Below are 15846 nucleotides of genomic sequence, written 5' to 3' on the forward strand. Positions count from 1 at the left end.
GTGGTGCTCGCGTGCTGGCGTTCGCTGACTTGCCTACGATTGGTCACCCATCGCTGAGTTCGCCCGCCGCTTTGCGCATCTGAGAGATGGCATGGTCTTCGTCTCTGGGGAGCGTCGCGACGAGCTCATTCACCCGTCGCCAGCGGTCGAACGTCGCTGCGTCGCTACGGCCGGCCGCAGCCAGCGCCGACCACGTGTCCGCGCAGCGCAGGAGCGCGGTTCCGGCCTTCGCCATCTCAGCGGACCCCGTTAGCCGAGCCACGTCGGCACAGAAATGTGCCTGCAACCGGCGGAACAGGCCGCCGCCGGTCCCTGCCTTCTCCACAAAGGCGTGGAGTGAACGCAGCGCGACGTCTAGTTCCGGTTCGGGCATGAGCCCCGGCCACCGGTCGACATCCTCGGCGAATACCGCGACTCCACTGATCCCCGCAGCAGCAACGGCATCCGGCGGCAGCGCCGACGTATCCGGGATAATCGCGGTTACCGGCGCTTGCATGTTCTCGACCGAGGCGACGAGGGCCGAAGCCGCGGTCGGGCGGAGACCGGGCAGGCTCTGGGGCCAGTTCACGAAGTACGTGGTGTGCCTCGTGGGCACGGGGAACGACCGTGACGCGCGCGCCCGCGCAAGAGCCTCGTAGGAGACTTCCTGCACCTCGGCTCGGTCGTTGTCCACCACAAAAGCCTTCTCCGTCTCGTCGTCATAACCGATCACGACGATGTCATGCCGACTCATCTGAAGGCGGACATTGAGGTAGGGCAGCTCAGCAATGTCCGCCCACATCAGCACGGGACGGCCTCGCTGGAGCTCCCTGCGGACCCAGCCCCAACCGGTCACGGGGTCGTCGGTGCCACGGACGTCGACCTCTGCACCGAGCCTCGAAAGAAGGTCGACCTCAAGGTCGCTGCTACGCCCGACGAAGTAGATGGGCGGGGTGAGAGCCGGCACGCGCAGATAGGTGAAACCCAGACCGCCGCCCATCCCGAAGACCAGACCTTCGCTCGGTACCTCCTCCCAGCCGAGACCGGCCCACTCCAGGAGGTCTCTCAGCGCTCCGGAACCGCAATGACCGGCCTCGCGGTGGGGATAGTCCAGCAGGATCCGCCGCGGCTCCGGCTGTCGGGGCAGGAACTCAGCTGACATGGCAACTCCTGGATGGGCTCGCAGCGCTCTGTGCGTACGCCGGTGGGTCGGGCGCGGCGGGTTCCGCGACTCTACATTTCGCTGAGGCACGCAGGGGCTCGCGGTCGACGGCGGTCGTGAGGGCTGGTGCAGGTCACGATTCGAGGGACAGGAACCGGACGGCGACGTCGGAGATCTTGCGCGCCGTCGCGGTTCGGTCCCACTTGGGGAGCGCCAGATGACTGACCGTCAGGCGCACCATGGTGTCGGCCGCGTCGACGACGTCGTCTGGGGGAAGACTCGGGTAACTCTTCGCCACCCATGCGGCTAGGGTGTCGGAGGCGAGGTCGAGAAGCCGCGCGGATGTCGTGAGCAGCGGGAGCATCCCTGTGGACGGCTGACTGCCCGCATCCAGGTCTCGGTTGGAGATGAGCACTGCCTTGAGCAGGGGGCTGCGCTCGGCCTCGATCAAGGTGTAGTCGACGGCTGCTGCGATGCCGCGTTTCGCATCGCCGATGTGTGCCTCCAGCGCCTTCTGGATGCCCTCCAGGAAGCGCGAGGCCTCGCGGAGCACGAGGGCTTCTCCAAGGCCGGCCTTGTCACCGAACTCCTTGTAGAGCGCCGCTCGCGACACCCCGGCACGATGCGCCACCTCTCCCATGCGCACCCGGTCCCAGCCGCGGTCGACGATCAGGTCGTGGGCAGCCTCGAGGACAGCGGCGCGCATGTGCTCCCTGAACCGTTCGCGCATGGAGGGTCCCCGCATGTCAGAGAGGTTAGCGATTCGTGTCTCGCGACCGACTCGCGTCACTGACCTGGACACGCCCGCACGCTCCTAGCGTGCTCGTGGGCCAGTTGGTCGACCATGACGGCGAGGGTGTCCTGAAGCCTCTGCACCCCTACAGCGACTGCCGTCGCCCTCGGCAACTCTCGGAGGTCCTCGAGTTGCACCGGGTCCCCGACCAGCAGGGTGACCCGACGACGGCGGCGGCCCAGCACCACCCTCCCTTCGTAGGCTGGCACGATCGCCTGCACGCCCCATTGAGCAACGGGAATCAATGGAGCCGACGTCTCGAGTGCGATGCGGACAGCACCCGACCTGAGCGACATCAGACGTCCATCCGGTCGCTTTGTGATCGATCCTTCCGGATACACCACGACAAGAGCGCCACGCTCCACGGCTTCGACCGCGGCACGGATCCCTGACCGGCCGTCGGACCGATCGACCTCGACGTGGCCGGCCGACCGGAACCACCAGCCGACTGCTCTACTTTGAAACAGGCTCGCCTTGGCCATGAACCGGGGGGTCCGGCCCTGGGCGAGGATCATCTCCCCCAGGAACAGCGGGTCGGCCTGGGAGACATGGTTGGCCGCCAGCACCGCGCCTCCCGACCCGGGCAGGCGCTCCGTACCGCGCCAGTCCGCTCTCCTGCCCAGCAGCAGCAGCGGTTTGCAGACGAGCAACGCCAGCCACCACGCAGGCCCGCGGGCGTCTCTGGGGACGCCTCTCGCGCCCGCGGACCGACCCGAGTCACGCAAGTCCGGAACGATACGCAGGACTCCCATCGCCGTCCAGACCGTCGACCTCCAAGCCATCCTTGCTCACCTCGGCGGGCAATGGCTCGATGGTGACCACGACCAGCGGTCACTGCGGCTTCTCACACCGCCACCTCCGCTGTCAGGGCGGCCATGTCGGCCGCAGTCCCCTGGGTGAGCATGCGTTTGGTGGTCATGAAGTCCCGGGGACGGTTGACACAGTCAGCAGCTATCGGCTCGCCCTTCCGGAGGTAGTAGCAGGTGAAGTCGCGGTCACGGGTCGGGTCACCGCTCATGACGATGTCGTCATAGGCGGTGTTGAGTCCCGCGATCTGGAGCTTGAGGTCATACTGGTCCGACCAGAACCACGGGAGCGCCGCCACCTCCTTGTCATTTCCACAGATAGTCGCCGCTGCCACCTTGGCCTGCTCCACTGCACTCGGGACCGACTCCAGCCTGATTCGTCGGCCGTAGCGGGGGATGTCCTGCGACGTACAGTCCCCGGCCGCCACGATGTCAGGGTCACTGGTGCGGGCGTGGGCGTCGATGAGGATCCCGTCGTCCACGACCAGGCCGGCTGCCTCGGCGAGTTCGGTGGTCGGCTCGATCCCGATCCCGACGATCACAAAGTCCGCTTGGACCGACTCGCCACTGGCCAGCACCACCTCTCGCACGCGGGTGTCGCCGACCAGGGCCTCTACCGAGGCGTTCGTCCTCACGTCGACGCCCTCTTCTTGGTGGATCCGTGTGAAGAAGGCCGACACCTCAGGGGCAGTGACCCGCTCGAGGACCCGGTCTGCGGCCTCGAGGACCGTGACGTGGAGGCCCAACGAGCGCAGCGAGGCGGCGGTCTCCAGCCCGATGTACCCACCACCCACGATGACGGCGTTGCGCCCGGGGATCGCGTCCTCGCGGATCCGCTCCACCCCCGACGATTGACGCAGGTAGTGCACCCCGTCGAGGTCGGCACCCTCGGCGCGGAGACGTCGGGGGTGCGCTCCCGTGCACAGAGCAAGAGCGTCATAGGACAAGCGGTCCCCGGTGCCGAGCACGAGCTCGCCCGCCGGCCGGTCGATCTCCTGCACGCTGGCAGTCACGCGCTCGACGTCCTGCTTGACGTAGAAGTCCTCCGACCGGATGGCCAGCTCCTTCAGCGAGCACTTCCCGGCCAGATATGCCTTCGACAACGGAGGCCTTTGGTACGGCAGCGCCGACTCGTCACCGACCAGCACGATCTCACCCGACCAACCCTCTCGGCGGAGGCTGGTGACCAGCTGCACCCCGGCATGGCTGGCGCCGACCACCACCGCGCGCCCTGAGCTCATCCGCTGCCCTTGGGGGTGAGCTCGACCATCAGCTTGCTGATGCCGCGAACAAAGTTGGACTGCACGTACTGCGGCTCACCGACCACATCGATCCTCTCGAAGCGCGGGAGCAGCTCCTCCCAGAGGATCCGCAGCTGCAGCTCGGCCAACCGGTTGCCCATGCACCGATGCACGCCGAAGCCGAAAGCGATGTGGTTGCGGGCGTTGCGACGGTCGATGATCAGCTCGTCCGGCCGCTCGAACACCGTCTCGTCGCGGTTGCCGGACGCGTACCACATCACCACCTTGTCGCCCTTGCGGATGAACTGACCGTTCAGCATGGTGTCGGTCTTCGCGATCCGCCGCATGTACGCGAGCGGCGTCTGCCAGCGGATGATCTCCGAGACCATGTTCGGGATCAGGTCCGGATTGGCCTTGAGCTTCTCGAACTGGTCGGGGAACTGGTTGAGTGCAAGAACTCCGCCGCTCATCGAGTTGCGTGTGGTGTCGTTGCCGCCCACGATCAGCAGAACAAAGTTGCCGATGAACTCCATCGGACGCTTGATCAGGTCCTTGGTGCTCTCATCGCTCTGCAGCATCGTGACCAGGTCGAACCCGGGCTCTTCGCCGGCCGCGAGCCGGGCGGCCTTGTCGTGCCAGAGTTCAGTGAGTCCTCGCGCCATCTCGAGCATGCCCCGGAACAGCTCGTCGTTGTCGGTAGTGGCCGGGCCGCCGTTGGTCTGCTCCATCGAGGTTGCCAGGTCCGACCACTCGACGAGCTTGTGCCGCTCCTCGAAGGGGAAGTCCAACAGCGTGGCCAGCATGCGGGCGGTCAGTTCGATCGACACCGTGCTCACCCAGTCGAACGGTTCGTTGACGGGCAGGTTGTCCAGGACGTCCCTGACGCGCTCGCGAATGAGGTCCTCCATCTCGTGGAGGTTCTTCGGTGCGACGACACCTTGTACGGCGCGCCGCTGTATGTCGTGCTTGGGCGGGTCCATGGCGATGAACATCGCGACGTCCATGAACCGCGGGGGTGTTCCGATGACGATGAGAGGCTCGGCGGAGAAGACCTCGTGGTTCTTGTCCACCGCCATGATGTCGGCGTGACGCGTCACCGACCAGAACGGGCCGAAGGGACTGTGGGGCTGGTAGTGGACCGGAGCCTCGTTGCGCAGACGTTCGAAGTAGGACGCCCACCGCCCCTGTCGGTAGAGGAACGGGTTGCTGAGGTCGATCTCGGCGAGGGGGACCTCTTCGACCGGCGGGATCCGGGCCTCGACGAACATCGGCCCGTTCGCGCCGGTGACCCAACGCCGGCCCTTGTCGTAGAGGCGCGCGCCCTGGATCTGTCGCTCCAGGGGGATGGCGGACTCCACCTTCGTTTTCACTGTTTCTGGGATCTTCACTTCTGGGAACTTCATCGGGCTTGACCCTCCTGCTACATCTGGAACTCGGGCAACTGCACCGTCAAGCCGTCCCACGATTTGCAGACCTTGACTTGGCACGACAGGCGAGACGTCGGCTGTCGCTCGGGGTTCATCGACAGCATCTCCTCCTCCTCGGGACCGGACCGGCCGACCTTGTCGGCCCAGGCGCGATCAACGATCACGTGGCAGGTGCCGCATGCGGCCTCGCCGCCGCAGTCGGCATCGATGCCCGGGATGGCGTTGTTCGTCGCCACCTGCATCAGCGAGCTGCCCTCCTCGAGCGGGGCCTCGTGCTGCTCCCCATCGTGCGACATGAAGGTGACCACTGCCATCGACAATTCTCCTACCTTTGCCTACCGGATAGACGTTTCGATGATGATTGTTGTCGACTGTCCCCGGCAAAGCCATGTCGTATCGTGTCAGTATGTTGTGAATTCGGATCACGTGAGGATTGCCTGTGAGGACAGACGAGCCAGGCGTCCCGTCGCTGGCCTTCGTGCAACTGCTGAGCAGTCCGGCGATCGACGCGGACGCCGTCGAGCGTTTTCGCGTCATCATGGCGCGCGAGGGAACCGGTGAGCTGGCTCTCATCCGGACCCAGGGCGAGGCACCGCTGCGATGGTTCCGCGAGGTCTATCCCGACCTCGACATCGAGCAGGCCACCCGGCTCGGGATCGCCTGCGCAGAACACGCGCAGCTCACATCCTTCGGACCGTTGAGTGTCCCGTTGGTCAGCGCGTGCACCGTCGAAGAAGTCGTGGAGCTGCTGACCTATCTGCCCTTGATCACCAACGCGGTCACCACGCAGTTCCAACCGCAGCAGGACGACCTGACGATCCGGCTGTCGGGGAACGCAGGCGACCCCGATCTCGACTGTCTGGTCGTCACCTACTGCGGACTGGCACTCCTACGGCTGATCGACCTGGTGGTCGTCGAGGCCTCGGAGGCAACCATGCACAGCCACTGGCCGGAGCCGAGCGTGCTACCCCGAGAGGCCGCGAGCCGGTCCCGGCTCGAGTTCGACGCCCCCTTCTCCTACCTGCACATGCCCGCGAGGACGCTTCAGGCTGCCTGCCGCTTCCCCGACCCGATCTCCTACGAACTCGCCGTCACCGAGCTCCAGCAGGCGCTCGCGTGCCGAGCCGACACCCCGGAGTTCACCCGCAGAGTCTGGGCGTTGCTCGACGACGGGTCCGGGGCAAGGACGATCCAGTCCGTCGCGGACGAGTTCTCGATGTCCTCGAGCACCCTGAAACGGCGCCTCGCCGCTGAGGGGACCAGTTTCCGCGAGCTGCTGCAGCAGTCGATGGTCGACCGCGCCAGGAAGCGGCTTCTCGACCCCTCCACGTCGGTCGGCGAGGTCGCCAACGAGCTGGGCTACAGCGATCTCACCAACTTCTCGCACGCCTTCAAGAAATGGACCGGCAGCTCACCGAGCCACTTCCGACGTGAGCACGAGGTCCGTTGAGGCGAGAGTGCTCAGTCCGAGCTTCCTGACGGGTCCACGGGTGCATGCTCGCCGGCCTCCCCGGCGTTCCCAGGACCAATGAAGGCGTCGTCGGCAAGCCCGACGCCGGGGGCCATGCGGCCGTAGGTCTGCTCGAGGGCCGTCTGGATCCGGTCCAGCGGGAGGTCGTCGAAGCTGCCGTGGTCCCGCACGTACTCCATGTGCCGGGTGCCGTCGGAGGGTGAAGGCGTGCATGAGCGCGTCGCTCTGTCCGTCGAAGTCCACCGGGGGCACGTCGAAGCGCTCGCACAGCTCGACATTGAAGGCCGGCGTCGCCTTCATCCATCGCCCGTCGAGGTGGACGCTGCAGTACCCGTGGTACACGAACAGGTCCGTGCCACCCATGACGGCCCGTAAGGTGTCGGTCTGCAGGTGGTTGCGGACGTCAGCGAAGCCCAGCCGGGCGGGGATGCCCACGGCCCGCAGCACCGCGGTCAGAAGCACCGCCTTGGGAACGCAGTAGGCGCGGCCCGCCTCGAGCACGTAGCTCGCCCGGTAGTGCGCAGGATCTCGGGACACCGAGTAGGGGTCGTACCAGACCCTGTCCCGGACCGCTGCGAAGAGGAGGCTCGCTCGCTCACGAGGGCTCGACGCGCCGGCGATCACCTGCTCGGTGAAGTCGCGCACCGAAGCGCTGTCGTGATCAAGGAAGAAGGTCGCTCGAGGTGCGGTCCCGCGGTCGGCGTCATCGCCGCCGCCAGTGGGCATTGCTACTACGAGCAGGGCAGTCCCTTCTTGAGCCATGCCTCGTCACGGTGATCGGCGGGCTGCAGACCGATAGTGAGCCACACCAGAACAGCCGGTGGGCAGCCGCGTGGAGAGCTCCCCGCCGATCACCTGGACCGAGTCTGGCCAGACACCGGCCCTACGGGAATCGTCTAGTAGCCGCGAAGGTCGCACTCACCCGGACTTCGCCCGTCGCGGTCGCGAGGTGGGTGGGTCGTGGCAGTCTGAAGCTGTGACCGAGCAGGATCCGTGGGTAGAGGCTGAGACTTACACCTGGGAGCAGGACATGCGACGGGAGTTGGCCGACTCCGCGAGCGGCGAAGATGCCTGAGCCGCCGTGGCCAAGCCCGGACAACCCGATGCTGGCCGCGTTGCTGCACGACGCTGGCAAGAACGTCGACGCTCTCGGCGTAGACGCCGCGTTCATCCAGTTAGCGACGCACTGTTGGTTCGAGGGCGGGATTGAGGCCTACGACCGTGGCCAGCGCGATGCTCGCGGAGCGCCCGCCGAAGGCTGACAGGGGATTCGACCCGGTACCACTTACGGTCCACATTGGGCCCGCGCTACTCGGTGCCAGGCGGGTATCCTGAGATCGGACGCGAGGGCGCATCCCTCACCACACCGTGCGAATCGGTAGCTTCCGATCCAGGACCGAAGTAGTCGCGACGCCCTCGACGGCGTCCAGAGGCTTTCGGTTCAAATCTCCGGGCATGAAAGCACTTGACTTGACCGAAGAAGGGAGTCTCGGGTCGATGGCCCGAGACTCCCTGGCTGTCACACGGGTTGCGACTCACGTGGAAACGTGGGCCGGCACCTCGGCGCCGACCCACGTTCTGAGTTCACCTCAGCCGTGGCGAACTTCATCCAACACGCGATCGTGGCTTCGGGCTCACCCCGGGCGCAGGCACCAAGATCCGGATGGTCTAGTGGGGAGCCGGGGTCGAGCGACCCCAGCCGGCGCCCTTCGTGACCTGGTTGAGCAACGGCTGCACGCGGTAGGGGATCGGCGTGGCGACGGTGAAGTTCGAATTCGTCTTGCGTACACCCTCGATATCCACGATCGCGGCCGTCAGGACCTGAAGTTCCTCGAGGGAGCCGATGGCGACGTGTAGCAGCAGGTCCTCACGGCCGGCCTGGATTTTGACCTCGAGCACCTCAGGCAATGCCTCCAGTCCACGCACAATTCGCGACATGCCCCGCTGGTCGATCTCCAGGGTGACCAGCGCCTGCACCGGAACCCCCACCGCCGAGAGGTCGATGATGGGCTGGAATCCCTTGAGGATCCCCTCACTTTCGAGCCGACGTAGGCGGAGCTGCACGGTGTTGCGGCTCACGCCGAGCTCGGCCGCGAGCTCGGCGATCCCGGCGCGCGCGTTCATCGTGAGCTTGCCGAGAATCTCCACGTCGAGCTGGTCAATAGTTGGCAAGGCGAGAACCTCCGGGCTGACAATCGGACGCTAAGTTGGCAGTTTGACACGTTTGAACAGAATCGCTTGACGCGAAGGTGCGCTCCTTCGAGGATAGCCGCTCAGAACGTTGGTGTGATCCGCCTACGGGAAACCGGTCGTCCTGCTCATCCGCGGGCCGTCCCAAGAGAAAGCGACGCCCTCATGACCATCGCCCTGCACCATGCGTCCGGAGTCTTCGATCGGGACGACGACCTGGCCGGCGCCGGTCATGAACAGGTTGTCTTCTGCCGCGACGTGGAGAGTGGTCTCCGAGCCATCATCAGCATCCACGACACCACGTTGGGGCCTGCGCTCGGCGGGACCCGGTTTTTCCCGTACCCGAACGAGCCCGCGGCGTTGCGTGACGGCCTGCGTCTGTCGCAGGGGATGACCTTCAAGTCCGCCGCCGCGGGCATGCCGCTCGGTGGTGGAAAGGCAGTGATCATTGGCGACCCGGCCGTCGACAAGACCCCCGGGCTGCTGCGCGCCTACGGCCGGTTCATCGAGCGTCTCGGGGGCACCTACGTCACCGCCGCCGACGTGGGAACCACCTCGGACGACCTCGACACCATCGGCGAGGAGACACGCCACGTCGTCGGCCGGAACGTGACGGCAGGCGGATCGGGGGACAGCGGTCTCTCGACGGCGCGCGGCGTCTTCCACGCCATGCGTGCCGCCGCGGGGCTGGCCTGGCCCGCAGACGGGATCCGTGGACGGACGGTCGGGGTCGAGGGTGCCGGCAAGGTTGGCTATCACTTGATCGGGCTGCTCCTTGCAGAGGGCGCCTCAGTGGTCTTCTGCGACCCGTCCGCGGCGGCGCGGCGGCGGGTCCTCGACGGCTACGGCGAGGTCGCCATCGCAGAATCGGTGCTCGAGGCGCAGGTCGACGTGTACGCTCCGTGCGCGCTGGGTGCGACGATCACCCAGGCCTCGGTGGCGTCGCTCCGCGCGACGATCGTCTGCGGAGCGGCCAACAACCAGCTGGCGACAGGGAATGAGGACGCCACGCTCTTCGAGCGCGGCGTGACCTGGGTGCCCGACTACGTCGCGAATGCCGGTGGGTTGATTCAGGTCGGCGGCGAGCTCCAGAACAAGACGCCGGACGATGTGCTGCGCGACATCCGGCGGATCGCGGACACCACCCACGAGATCGTCTCCAGGTCGGTCGAACGCCAGGTGCCCACCGGGGTGGCCGCGTTCGAGATCGTGCGGGCTCGGCTCTCGGGCCACGCCGCATCAACAGGAGCCGTCGCATGACCGATCCGCGGGTTTACACCGTGGTGGTCGGTCTCGCGAGTCAGGACGACTGTGCCGTGCTGCTGTCGCTAGCCTCGGTTCTGCATCGGCGTCGGATCCCAGTCAGGCAGGTCGAGTTGACGCCCCCGGCGTACGGACGTCGCGTGTTCACCGCGACCTTCACCGCCACCGATCGCCAGGCGGCGACGCTCGAGGCGTCGCTTCGCAATCTGATCGAGGTCGACGACGTGGTTCTGGTCGAGGCGGCCGAAGTACACCGGTCGAACCACCATCCTGAGTCGAGGGGTGCTGACGCGCGTACACAGCACCCGAGCAGAGGCCGGCGCCCAGCCGACGCCCCACCCGGCTGATGCCCCCCACCACATCCCCGTGGCGATGCCGCCCGGGAGACGCAATCCACCCGTCAGTTGCGCACCGGCCCGAGGAGACTACATGACGCTTGTTCACGACCCGCCTGCCTTTGCCTCCCCAACGGATCCGCCGCCGCCGAGTTTGGAGCGGATCTGGACCAGCAAGGACTCCGGCCCGATCCAGTTCGTGACGCCGGACGGCGAGCTCACCGACCTTGGCGCCGAATACGGGGTCGATCGCGCACTGGCGCAGACGCTATACCGTGACATGGCACGCGCACGACGGCTCGACCACGAGGCCCTCGCCCTGCAGCGGCAGGGCGAGCTTGGGCTTTGGCTGCAGTGCTGGGGACAGGAGGCCGCCCAGGTCGGATCTGTGCGGGCGTTGTCGCCGTCGGACTATGTGTTCCCCTCGTACCGGGAGCACGCGGCCGCGTTGGTCCGCGGGGTGACGCCTGGCGAGCTGCTGGCTCAGTGGCGGGGAGTTTCCCATGCCGGCTGGGACCCGGGTCCCTATGCCTTCCACCTCTACTCGCTAGTGCTCGGCACCCAGACCTTGCACGCGACCGGCTATGCCATGGGGTCGCTGCTTGACGGCGCGGACGACGTAGTGACGGTGTACTTCGGCGACGGCGCGGCCAGCCAAGGAGATGTCAACGAGGCGTTCAACTGGTCCGCGGCCGGCAATATTCCGGTGCTCTTCATTTGCCAGAACAATCAGTGGGCGATCTCGACCCCCACGGACGTGCAATTTCGGGCGCCCGTGCATCAGCGAGCCGCGGGTTTCGGTTTGCGAACCTTCCACGTCGACGGCAACGACGCCCTGGCGACGTACGCCGTCACCCGCGAGGCGGCGGCGATTGTGCGCAGGGGCGAGGGGCCAGCCCTGGTCGAGGCAGAGACCTTCCGCATGGCAGGGCACTCCACGTCGGACGATCCGTCTCGGTACCGCACCGAGACAGACCTTGCCACCTGGCAGGCTCGCGACCCTCTCCTCCGGCTCGAGACCGTGCTGCGCAGTCTCGATACACGCGCCAGCTACTTCTCCGAGCTCGAAGAGGAGCTCGAGCGGCTCGCCGTTGAGGTCCGGCGCGCGTGCCGCGAGCTTCCGGACCCGGTGCTCGACCAGCTGTTCACCCACACCTACGTCGACCCTCATCCGCTGGTCGACGCCGAGCGCCTGGCGTACCGCAAGTTCGTCGAGCTGATGTCGGTGGAGGACTGAGATGGCGGGCAGCCCCACAGCACCACCAGAGACGGCGGCCAGCACGACTATGACGCTCGGTAGGGCCCTCAACGCCGGGCTGCGGCGGGCAATGCGGGAGGACGACCGGGTGGTGATCCTAGGCGAAGACGTCGGCGCGCTCGGCGGGGTCTTCCGGATCACCGACGGGCTGCAGCGCGACTTCGGCAAGGCCCGCGTGATCGACTCGCCCCTGGCAGAGTCAGCGATTGTCGGGTGCGCGATCGGGCTTGCATTGCGCGGGTTCCGCCCTGTGTGCGAGATCCAGTTCGACGGTTTCGTCTACCCGGCCTTCGACCAGATCGTCAGTCAGCTGGCCAAGATGCGCGCCCGCTCCGGCGGCCGCCTGTCCCTACCCGTCGTCATTCGGATCCCCGTCGGGGGAGGCATTGGCGCGGTCGAGCATCACAGCGAGTCGAATGAGTCTTACTTCGCCCACACAGCTGGGCTGCGCGTGATTTCGTGCTCGAACCCTTCGGATGCCTACAGACTCCTCCGCTCTGCGATTCGGAGTGACGACCCGGTCATCTTCTATGAGCCGAAGCGGCGTTACTGGGACAAGGGTTTGGTCGACCTGGAAGCCAGCCCGGCCTCCCTGGACCGAGCTCGGGTGCTGCGCACCGGCACGGACCTGACGATCGTCGCTCACGGACCCACGGTCCATACCGCATTGGCAGCAGCTGACGCCGCCGCCGAGGACGGATTCTCCGTGGGCGTGGTCGATCTGCGCACCATTGCACCCCTCGACATGGAGACTCTGCGGCGGTGCGCGGAGAAGACCGGACGCATGGTTGTCGTTCACGAGGCCTCGACGTTCATGGGCATCGGCGCCGAGATCGCGGCTGCCGTGACTGAGGGCTGCTTTTCGGTCCTGCGTGCTCCTGTGCTGCGTGTCGGCGCCTACAACCTGCCGTACCCGCCAGCCAAGGTCGAGGACAAGTTCCTCCCCGACGTCGACCGGTTGTTGGACACCATCGACGCCGCACTGTCGTACCGAGGGAAGGCACGTACATGACTGACATCCAGGAGTTCGCCCTGCCCGACGTCGGCGAGGGCCTGACCGAGGCCGAGGTCGTGGGGTGGCATGTCGCCGTGGGCGACGCCGTCGCCATCAACGACCTCCTCGTCGACATCGAAACTGCCAAATCGGTCGTCGAATTGCCGTCGCCGTACGCGGGAACGGTGACGGCGCTCTTGGTCGCCGAGGGGGCCACGGTGCCGGTCGGCACCCCGCTGATCAGCATTGGTCCAGCAGGCGCGGCCCCGGCGGAGGCGGCGCCCCCGGCCGAGGCGACCGTCTTGGTGGACGAGAAGCCGGCTGTGCTCGTCGGTCCCGGACCCAAAGACGCTTCCCCCCGCCGCAGACGTTTGGGCGGCGTCTCGCTTGCAGGTGAGCGCCTAGGCGACGCACGTGCCGCGGCGTGGCCCGCCGCGCCTCGGATCCGCACGTTCGACCCGGACCCGGACGCGGCGTCCGCGCCAGTTGTCGGGCGCGAGACCCGGACCCCGGTCAAGGGAGTCCGCAAGGTCACGGCCCAGGCAATGTCGCGCTCGGCGTTTACGGCACCGCACGTCACTGAGTGGCTGTCAGTCGACGTGACCCGGACCATGGAGATGGTCCGCAAGCTTCGTGCGGCCCGCGAGTGGGACGGCGTACGCATCACGCCTCTGCTCTTCGTGGCCCGGGCATTCCTGCTCGCGATCCGCGGCTTCCCAGGTATCAACGCGTCATGGGATGAGAACCCACAAGAGATCGTGGTCAAGCACTACGTCAACCTTGGCATCGCTACCGCCACCCCGCGCGGACTCATCGTGCCGAACATCAAGGACGCCGACACCATGAGCCTCCGCGAGCTCGCCGAGGCCCTCGACCGGCTGGTCGTCACGGCTCGGGCGGGGCGGACCCAACCCGCCGAGACCTCGGGCGGTACCGCAACGATCACGAACATCGGCGCCCTCGGCATCGACGCCGGCACTCCTATTCTTAACCCCGGGGAAGCGGCCATCCTCGCCTTCGGCGCTGTCCGTGCAACTCCTTGGGCCGTTGACGGCGCGGTAGCGATTCGAGACGTCACCCAGCTTGCGATGTCGTTCGACCACCGATTGGTCGACGGTGAGCTAGGATCCCACGTGCTCGCGCGCACCGGCCAGCTGCTCCATGACCCGGGGGCCGCGTTCCTGCACGTCTGATCCGATCGGCGTCCCGGCAACGCGACAGTGGCGTTGCTAGGCGACCAGATTGATGCAAGTTTTCTCGGTGATCTGAGGCCCGAAACAGCCGCACTTCGCGTCGCTCACGCGACGGTCGGCCGATCGGGCTCGGGTGTTTCGACGTTCAACCACGGGGGTGGCCCTGATTCCCCGCAAAGACGAGTTCGCCGAAGATGTCGCACGCAGTGAGGGGCCGGAACATCAGTAGACGCATTGGTGTACGACCTTGCTGGCCCGTCGCGGGTCTCCATGACACCTGTTGGCCGCATGCGTGTGACACCCGGAGCGGCGCAGAGCCATCTCTTCTTCGTCCTCATTTCGACTCGCGCCCTCAGTTCCCGCCGAGCTTGACGGAGGTCGGATTTGACGTCGTCATCAAGGTCGGCCTGCCGCTTCGGCGACCGGGTCCCCTCCGGCAACCTTTCCAGTTCTTTCGCGACATCGCGTGCAGCTTGGTTCCGGGCGGTGTCGAACGGGATCGCACCAAAGATGTTGGCTGCCCCCGGTGCCGCAGCGAGTCGGGTCGGTCCAGCCGCGAATTTTTGTCCTAATGTCGTAGGGCAAGGAAGGAGCGCGCCCTGATCAACGTCTTGCAAGATCTAGTCGAAGCATTGGCTCAAGAGCTGAGGCGATCGGTTGCCGTCGACGATGCGGGCCTCAGGCTGCTCGTTTCTAGGGCGTGTCTCCCATATGTCAGGTGAGGCGCGCATGAGTATCGGTGGGTGAGTTCTTCGAGGTGCCGTGCGCTGTCGGATGTGGAGTGGGATCGGGTAGAGCCGTTGCTGCCCTCGAACGTCGGGCGGCGGGGTCATCCGTTCGGCGATAACCGGCGCGTGGTCGAGGGGATCGTCTACCGCTACCGCACTGGGATCCCGTGGCGGGATCTGCCGCGGGAGGTGTTCGGGCCCTGGCAAACGGTCTGGAAGCGTCATCGTCGGTATGCCGAAGACGGCACTTGGGACAGGGTGCTGGCCGAGCTGCTGGCTCAGGCCGACGCCGCGGGCAAGGTCGACTGGACGGTCTCGGTCGACGCCACGATCAGCCGTGCTCACCAGCACGGCACGAACACCACCCGCCCCGATCAGGACACGGGGGGCTCGATCGAGTTACACGAATCTGCCCGTGGGGTTCATCGCGAGCACGCTGGGCGGTGACCGAGAACCCGCAGGTCACGGGGTGGGTCGCTCCCGTGGCGGGCTGACCACGAAGATCCATGCTGCGGTCGATGGGCGCGGACGCCCGCTGGCGTTGGTGGTTACCGGAGGGCAGCGTAACGACGGGGCGATGCTGGCCGAGGTGCTGGCCGACATCCGAGTACCCCGGCTGGGAGCGGGACCCGCGCGCACACGCCCTGACGTCGTCGTGGCCGACCGTGCTTACACCAACGGCGTCAACCGACGCATGCTGGCCGGGCGTGGCGTCAAGGCCGTTATCCCGCAGAAGAACACCGAGATCGCGGCGCGACTGCGCAGAGGCTCGGCCGGCGGCAGGCCACCTGCCTTCGATGCCGAGACCTATAAGGGCCGCAACGTCGTGGAGCGGTCCTTCAACCTGTCCAAGCAATGGCGTGGGCTGGCCACGCGCTATGACAAGCTCGCCATCACCTACCGGGCCGCGGCCGTCCTCCAGGCCTGCATCCGCTGGCTTCGCCTATTGGGAGACACGGCCTAGCTCGCACTACGACGACGCCGATCAAGCCCGCCTGAGTTCCTT

General features: G+C 66.6%; 15 protein-coding genes and 2 pseudogenes. 8 read left to right on the forward strand and 9 right to left on the reverse strand.

What is annotated here, in order from left to right:
• Positions 1-43: 43 nt before the first annotated feature.
• The 6 genes from QMC84_RS21260 to QMC84_RS21285 form a co-directional block, all read right to left on the reverse strand.
• On the reverse strand, positions 44-1141 hold the full coding sequence (locus QMC84_RS21260) for a BtrH N-terminal domain-containing protein (protein WP_068111716.1): 1098 nt from the start codon (positions 1139-1141) through the stop codon (positions 44-46).
• 133 nt (positions 1142-1274) lie between these two features.
• The gene (locus tag QMC84_RS21265; protein WP_204797203.1) at positions 1275-1871 is read right to left on the reverse strand and encodes a TetR family transcriptional regulator; all 597 of its coding nucleotides are present in this window, start codon (positions 1869-1871) and stop codon (positions 1275-1277) included.
• 56 nt (positions 1872-1927) lie between these two features.
• Entirely contained in the window at positions 1928-2716 is a 789-nt protein-coding gene (locus QMC84_RS21270; protein ID WP_229856503.1) for a lysophospholipid acyltransferase family protein, read from the reverse strand.
• A gap of 62 nt (positions 2717-2778) precedes the next feature.
• On the reverse strand, positions 2779-3981 hold the full coding sequence (locus QMC84_RS21275) for an FAD-dependent oxidoreductase (RefSeq protein ID WP_068111721.1): 1203 nt from the start codon (positions 3979-3981) through the stop codon (positions 2779-2781).
• Positions 3978-5384, reverse strand: a complete 1407-nt coding sequence (locus QMC84_RS21280; protein ID WP_068111724.1) for a cytochrome P450 — start codon at positions 5382-5384, stop codon at positions 3978-3980. The genes QMC84_RS21275 and QMC84_RS21280 overlap by 4 nt, the downstream gene beginning before the upstream one ends.
• Positions 5385-5401: 17 nt before the next feature.
• Positions 5402-5722, reverse strand: coding sequence for a 2Fe-2S iron-sulfur cluster-binding protein (locus QMC84_RS21285; protein ID WP_068111727.1), 321 nt, complete (start codon positions 5720-5722; stop codon positions 5402-5404).
• A 125-nt stretch (positions 5723-5847) separates the two neighbouring features.
• Here QMC84_RS21285 and QMC84_RS21290 point away from each other — a divergent pair, with 125 nt between their 5' ends.
• Positions 5848-6858 (forward strand): AraC family transcriptional regulator, encoded by a 1011-nt coding sequence (locus QMC84_RS21290; protein WP_068111730.1) that lies wholly within the window; start codon positions 5848-5850, stop codon positions 6856-6858.
• Positions 6859-6869: 11 nt separating this feature from the next.
• On the opposite strand, the gene QMC84_RS21295 is transcribed toward QMC84_RS21290, so the two are convergent.
• Together QMC84_RS21295 and QMC84_RS21300 are read right to left on the reverse strand one after the other, a co-directional pair.
• Positions 6870-7058: a hypothetical protein gene (locus tag QMC84_RS21295; RefSeq protein ID WP_227492395.1), complete on the reverse strand. Its 189-nt coding sequence runs from the start codon at positions 7056-7058 to the stop codon at positions 6870-6872.
• A 169-nt stretch (positions 7059-7227) separates the two neighbouring features.
• Positions 7228-7641 (reverse strand): annotated as a pseudogene (locus QMC84_RS21300) (transglutaminase-like domain-containing protein); the annotation flags it as partial.
• A 305-nt stretch (positions 7642-7946) separates the two neighbouring features.
• Between QMC84_RS21300 and QMC84_RS21305 the strand changes: the two are divergent.
• The gene (locus QMC84_RS21305; protein ID WP_135268400.1) at positions 7947-8141 is read left to right on the forward strand and encodes a hypothetical protein; all 195 of its coding nucleotides are present in this window, start codon (positions 7947-7949) and stop codon (positions 8139-8141) included.
• Positions 8142-8547: 406 nt separating this feature from the next.
• Here the strand turns inward: QMC84_RS21305 and QMC84_RS21310 are convergent, their stop codons facing one another.
• On the reverse strand, positions 8548-9051 hold the full coding sequence (locus QMC84_RS21310) for an Lrp/AsnC family transcriptional regulator (RefSeq protein WP_300378470.1): 504 nt from the start codon (positions 9049-9051) through the stop codon (positions 8548-8550).
• A gap of 183 nt (positions 9052-9234) precedes the next feature.
• On the opposite strand from QMC84_RS21310, the gene QMC84_RS21315 reads away from it, so the two are divergent.
• The 6 genes and pseudogenes from QMC84_RS21315 (at position 9235) to QMC84_RS21340 (ending at position 15804) form a co-directional block, all read left to right on the forward strand.
• Positions 9235-10329, forward strand: a complete 1095-nt coding sequence (locus QMC84_RS21315; RefSeq protein ID WP_300378472.1) for a Glu/Leu/Phe/Val dehydrogenase dimerization domain-containing protein — start codon at positions 9235-9237, stop codon at positions 10327-10329.
• Positions 10326-10679, forward strand: coding sequence for a hypothetical protein (locus QMC84_RS21320; RefSeq protein ID WP_300378474.1), 354 nt, complete (start codon positions 10326-10328; stop codon positions 10677-10679). The genes QMC84_RS21315 and QMC84_RS21320 overlap by 4 nt, the downstream gene beginning before the upstream one ends.
• A gap of 82 nt (positions 10680-10761) precedes the next feature.
• The gene (locus QMC84_RS21325) at positions 10762-11904 is read left to right on the forward strand and encodes a thiamine pyrophosphate-dependent enzyme (protein ID WP_300378476.1); all 1143 of its coding nucleotides are present in this window, start codon (positions 10762-10764) and stop codon (positions 11902-11904) included.
• Position 11905: 1 nt separating this feature from the next.
• A complete protein-coding gene (locus QMC84_RS21330) occupies positions 11906-12937 on the forward strand; it encodes an alpha-ketoacid dehydrogenase subunit beta (RefSeq protein ID WP_300378478.1) in 1032 nt (343 codons plus the stop codon).
• Positions 12934-14112: a dihydrolipoamide acetyltransferase family protein gene (locus QMC84_RS21335; RefSeq protein WP_300378480.1), complete on the forward strand. Its 1179-nt coding sequence runs from the start codon at positions 12934-12936 to the stop codon at positions 14110-14112. The genes QMC84_RS21330 and QMC84_RS21335 overlap by 4 nt, the downstream gene beginning before the upstream one ends.
• Positions 14113-14879: 767 nt before the next feature.
• A pseudogene (locus QMC84_RS21340) lies at positions 14880-15804 on the forward strand (IS5 family transposase).
• Positions 15805-15846 lie beyond the last annotated feature (42 nt).

This window comes from Nocardioides sp. (genome assembly GCF_030019515.1).
Classification (GTDB): domain Bacteria; phylum Actinomycetota; class Actinomycetes; order Propionibacteriales; family Nocardioidaceae; genus Nocardioides.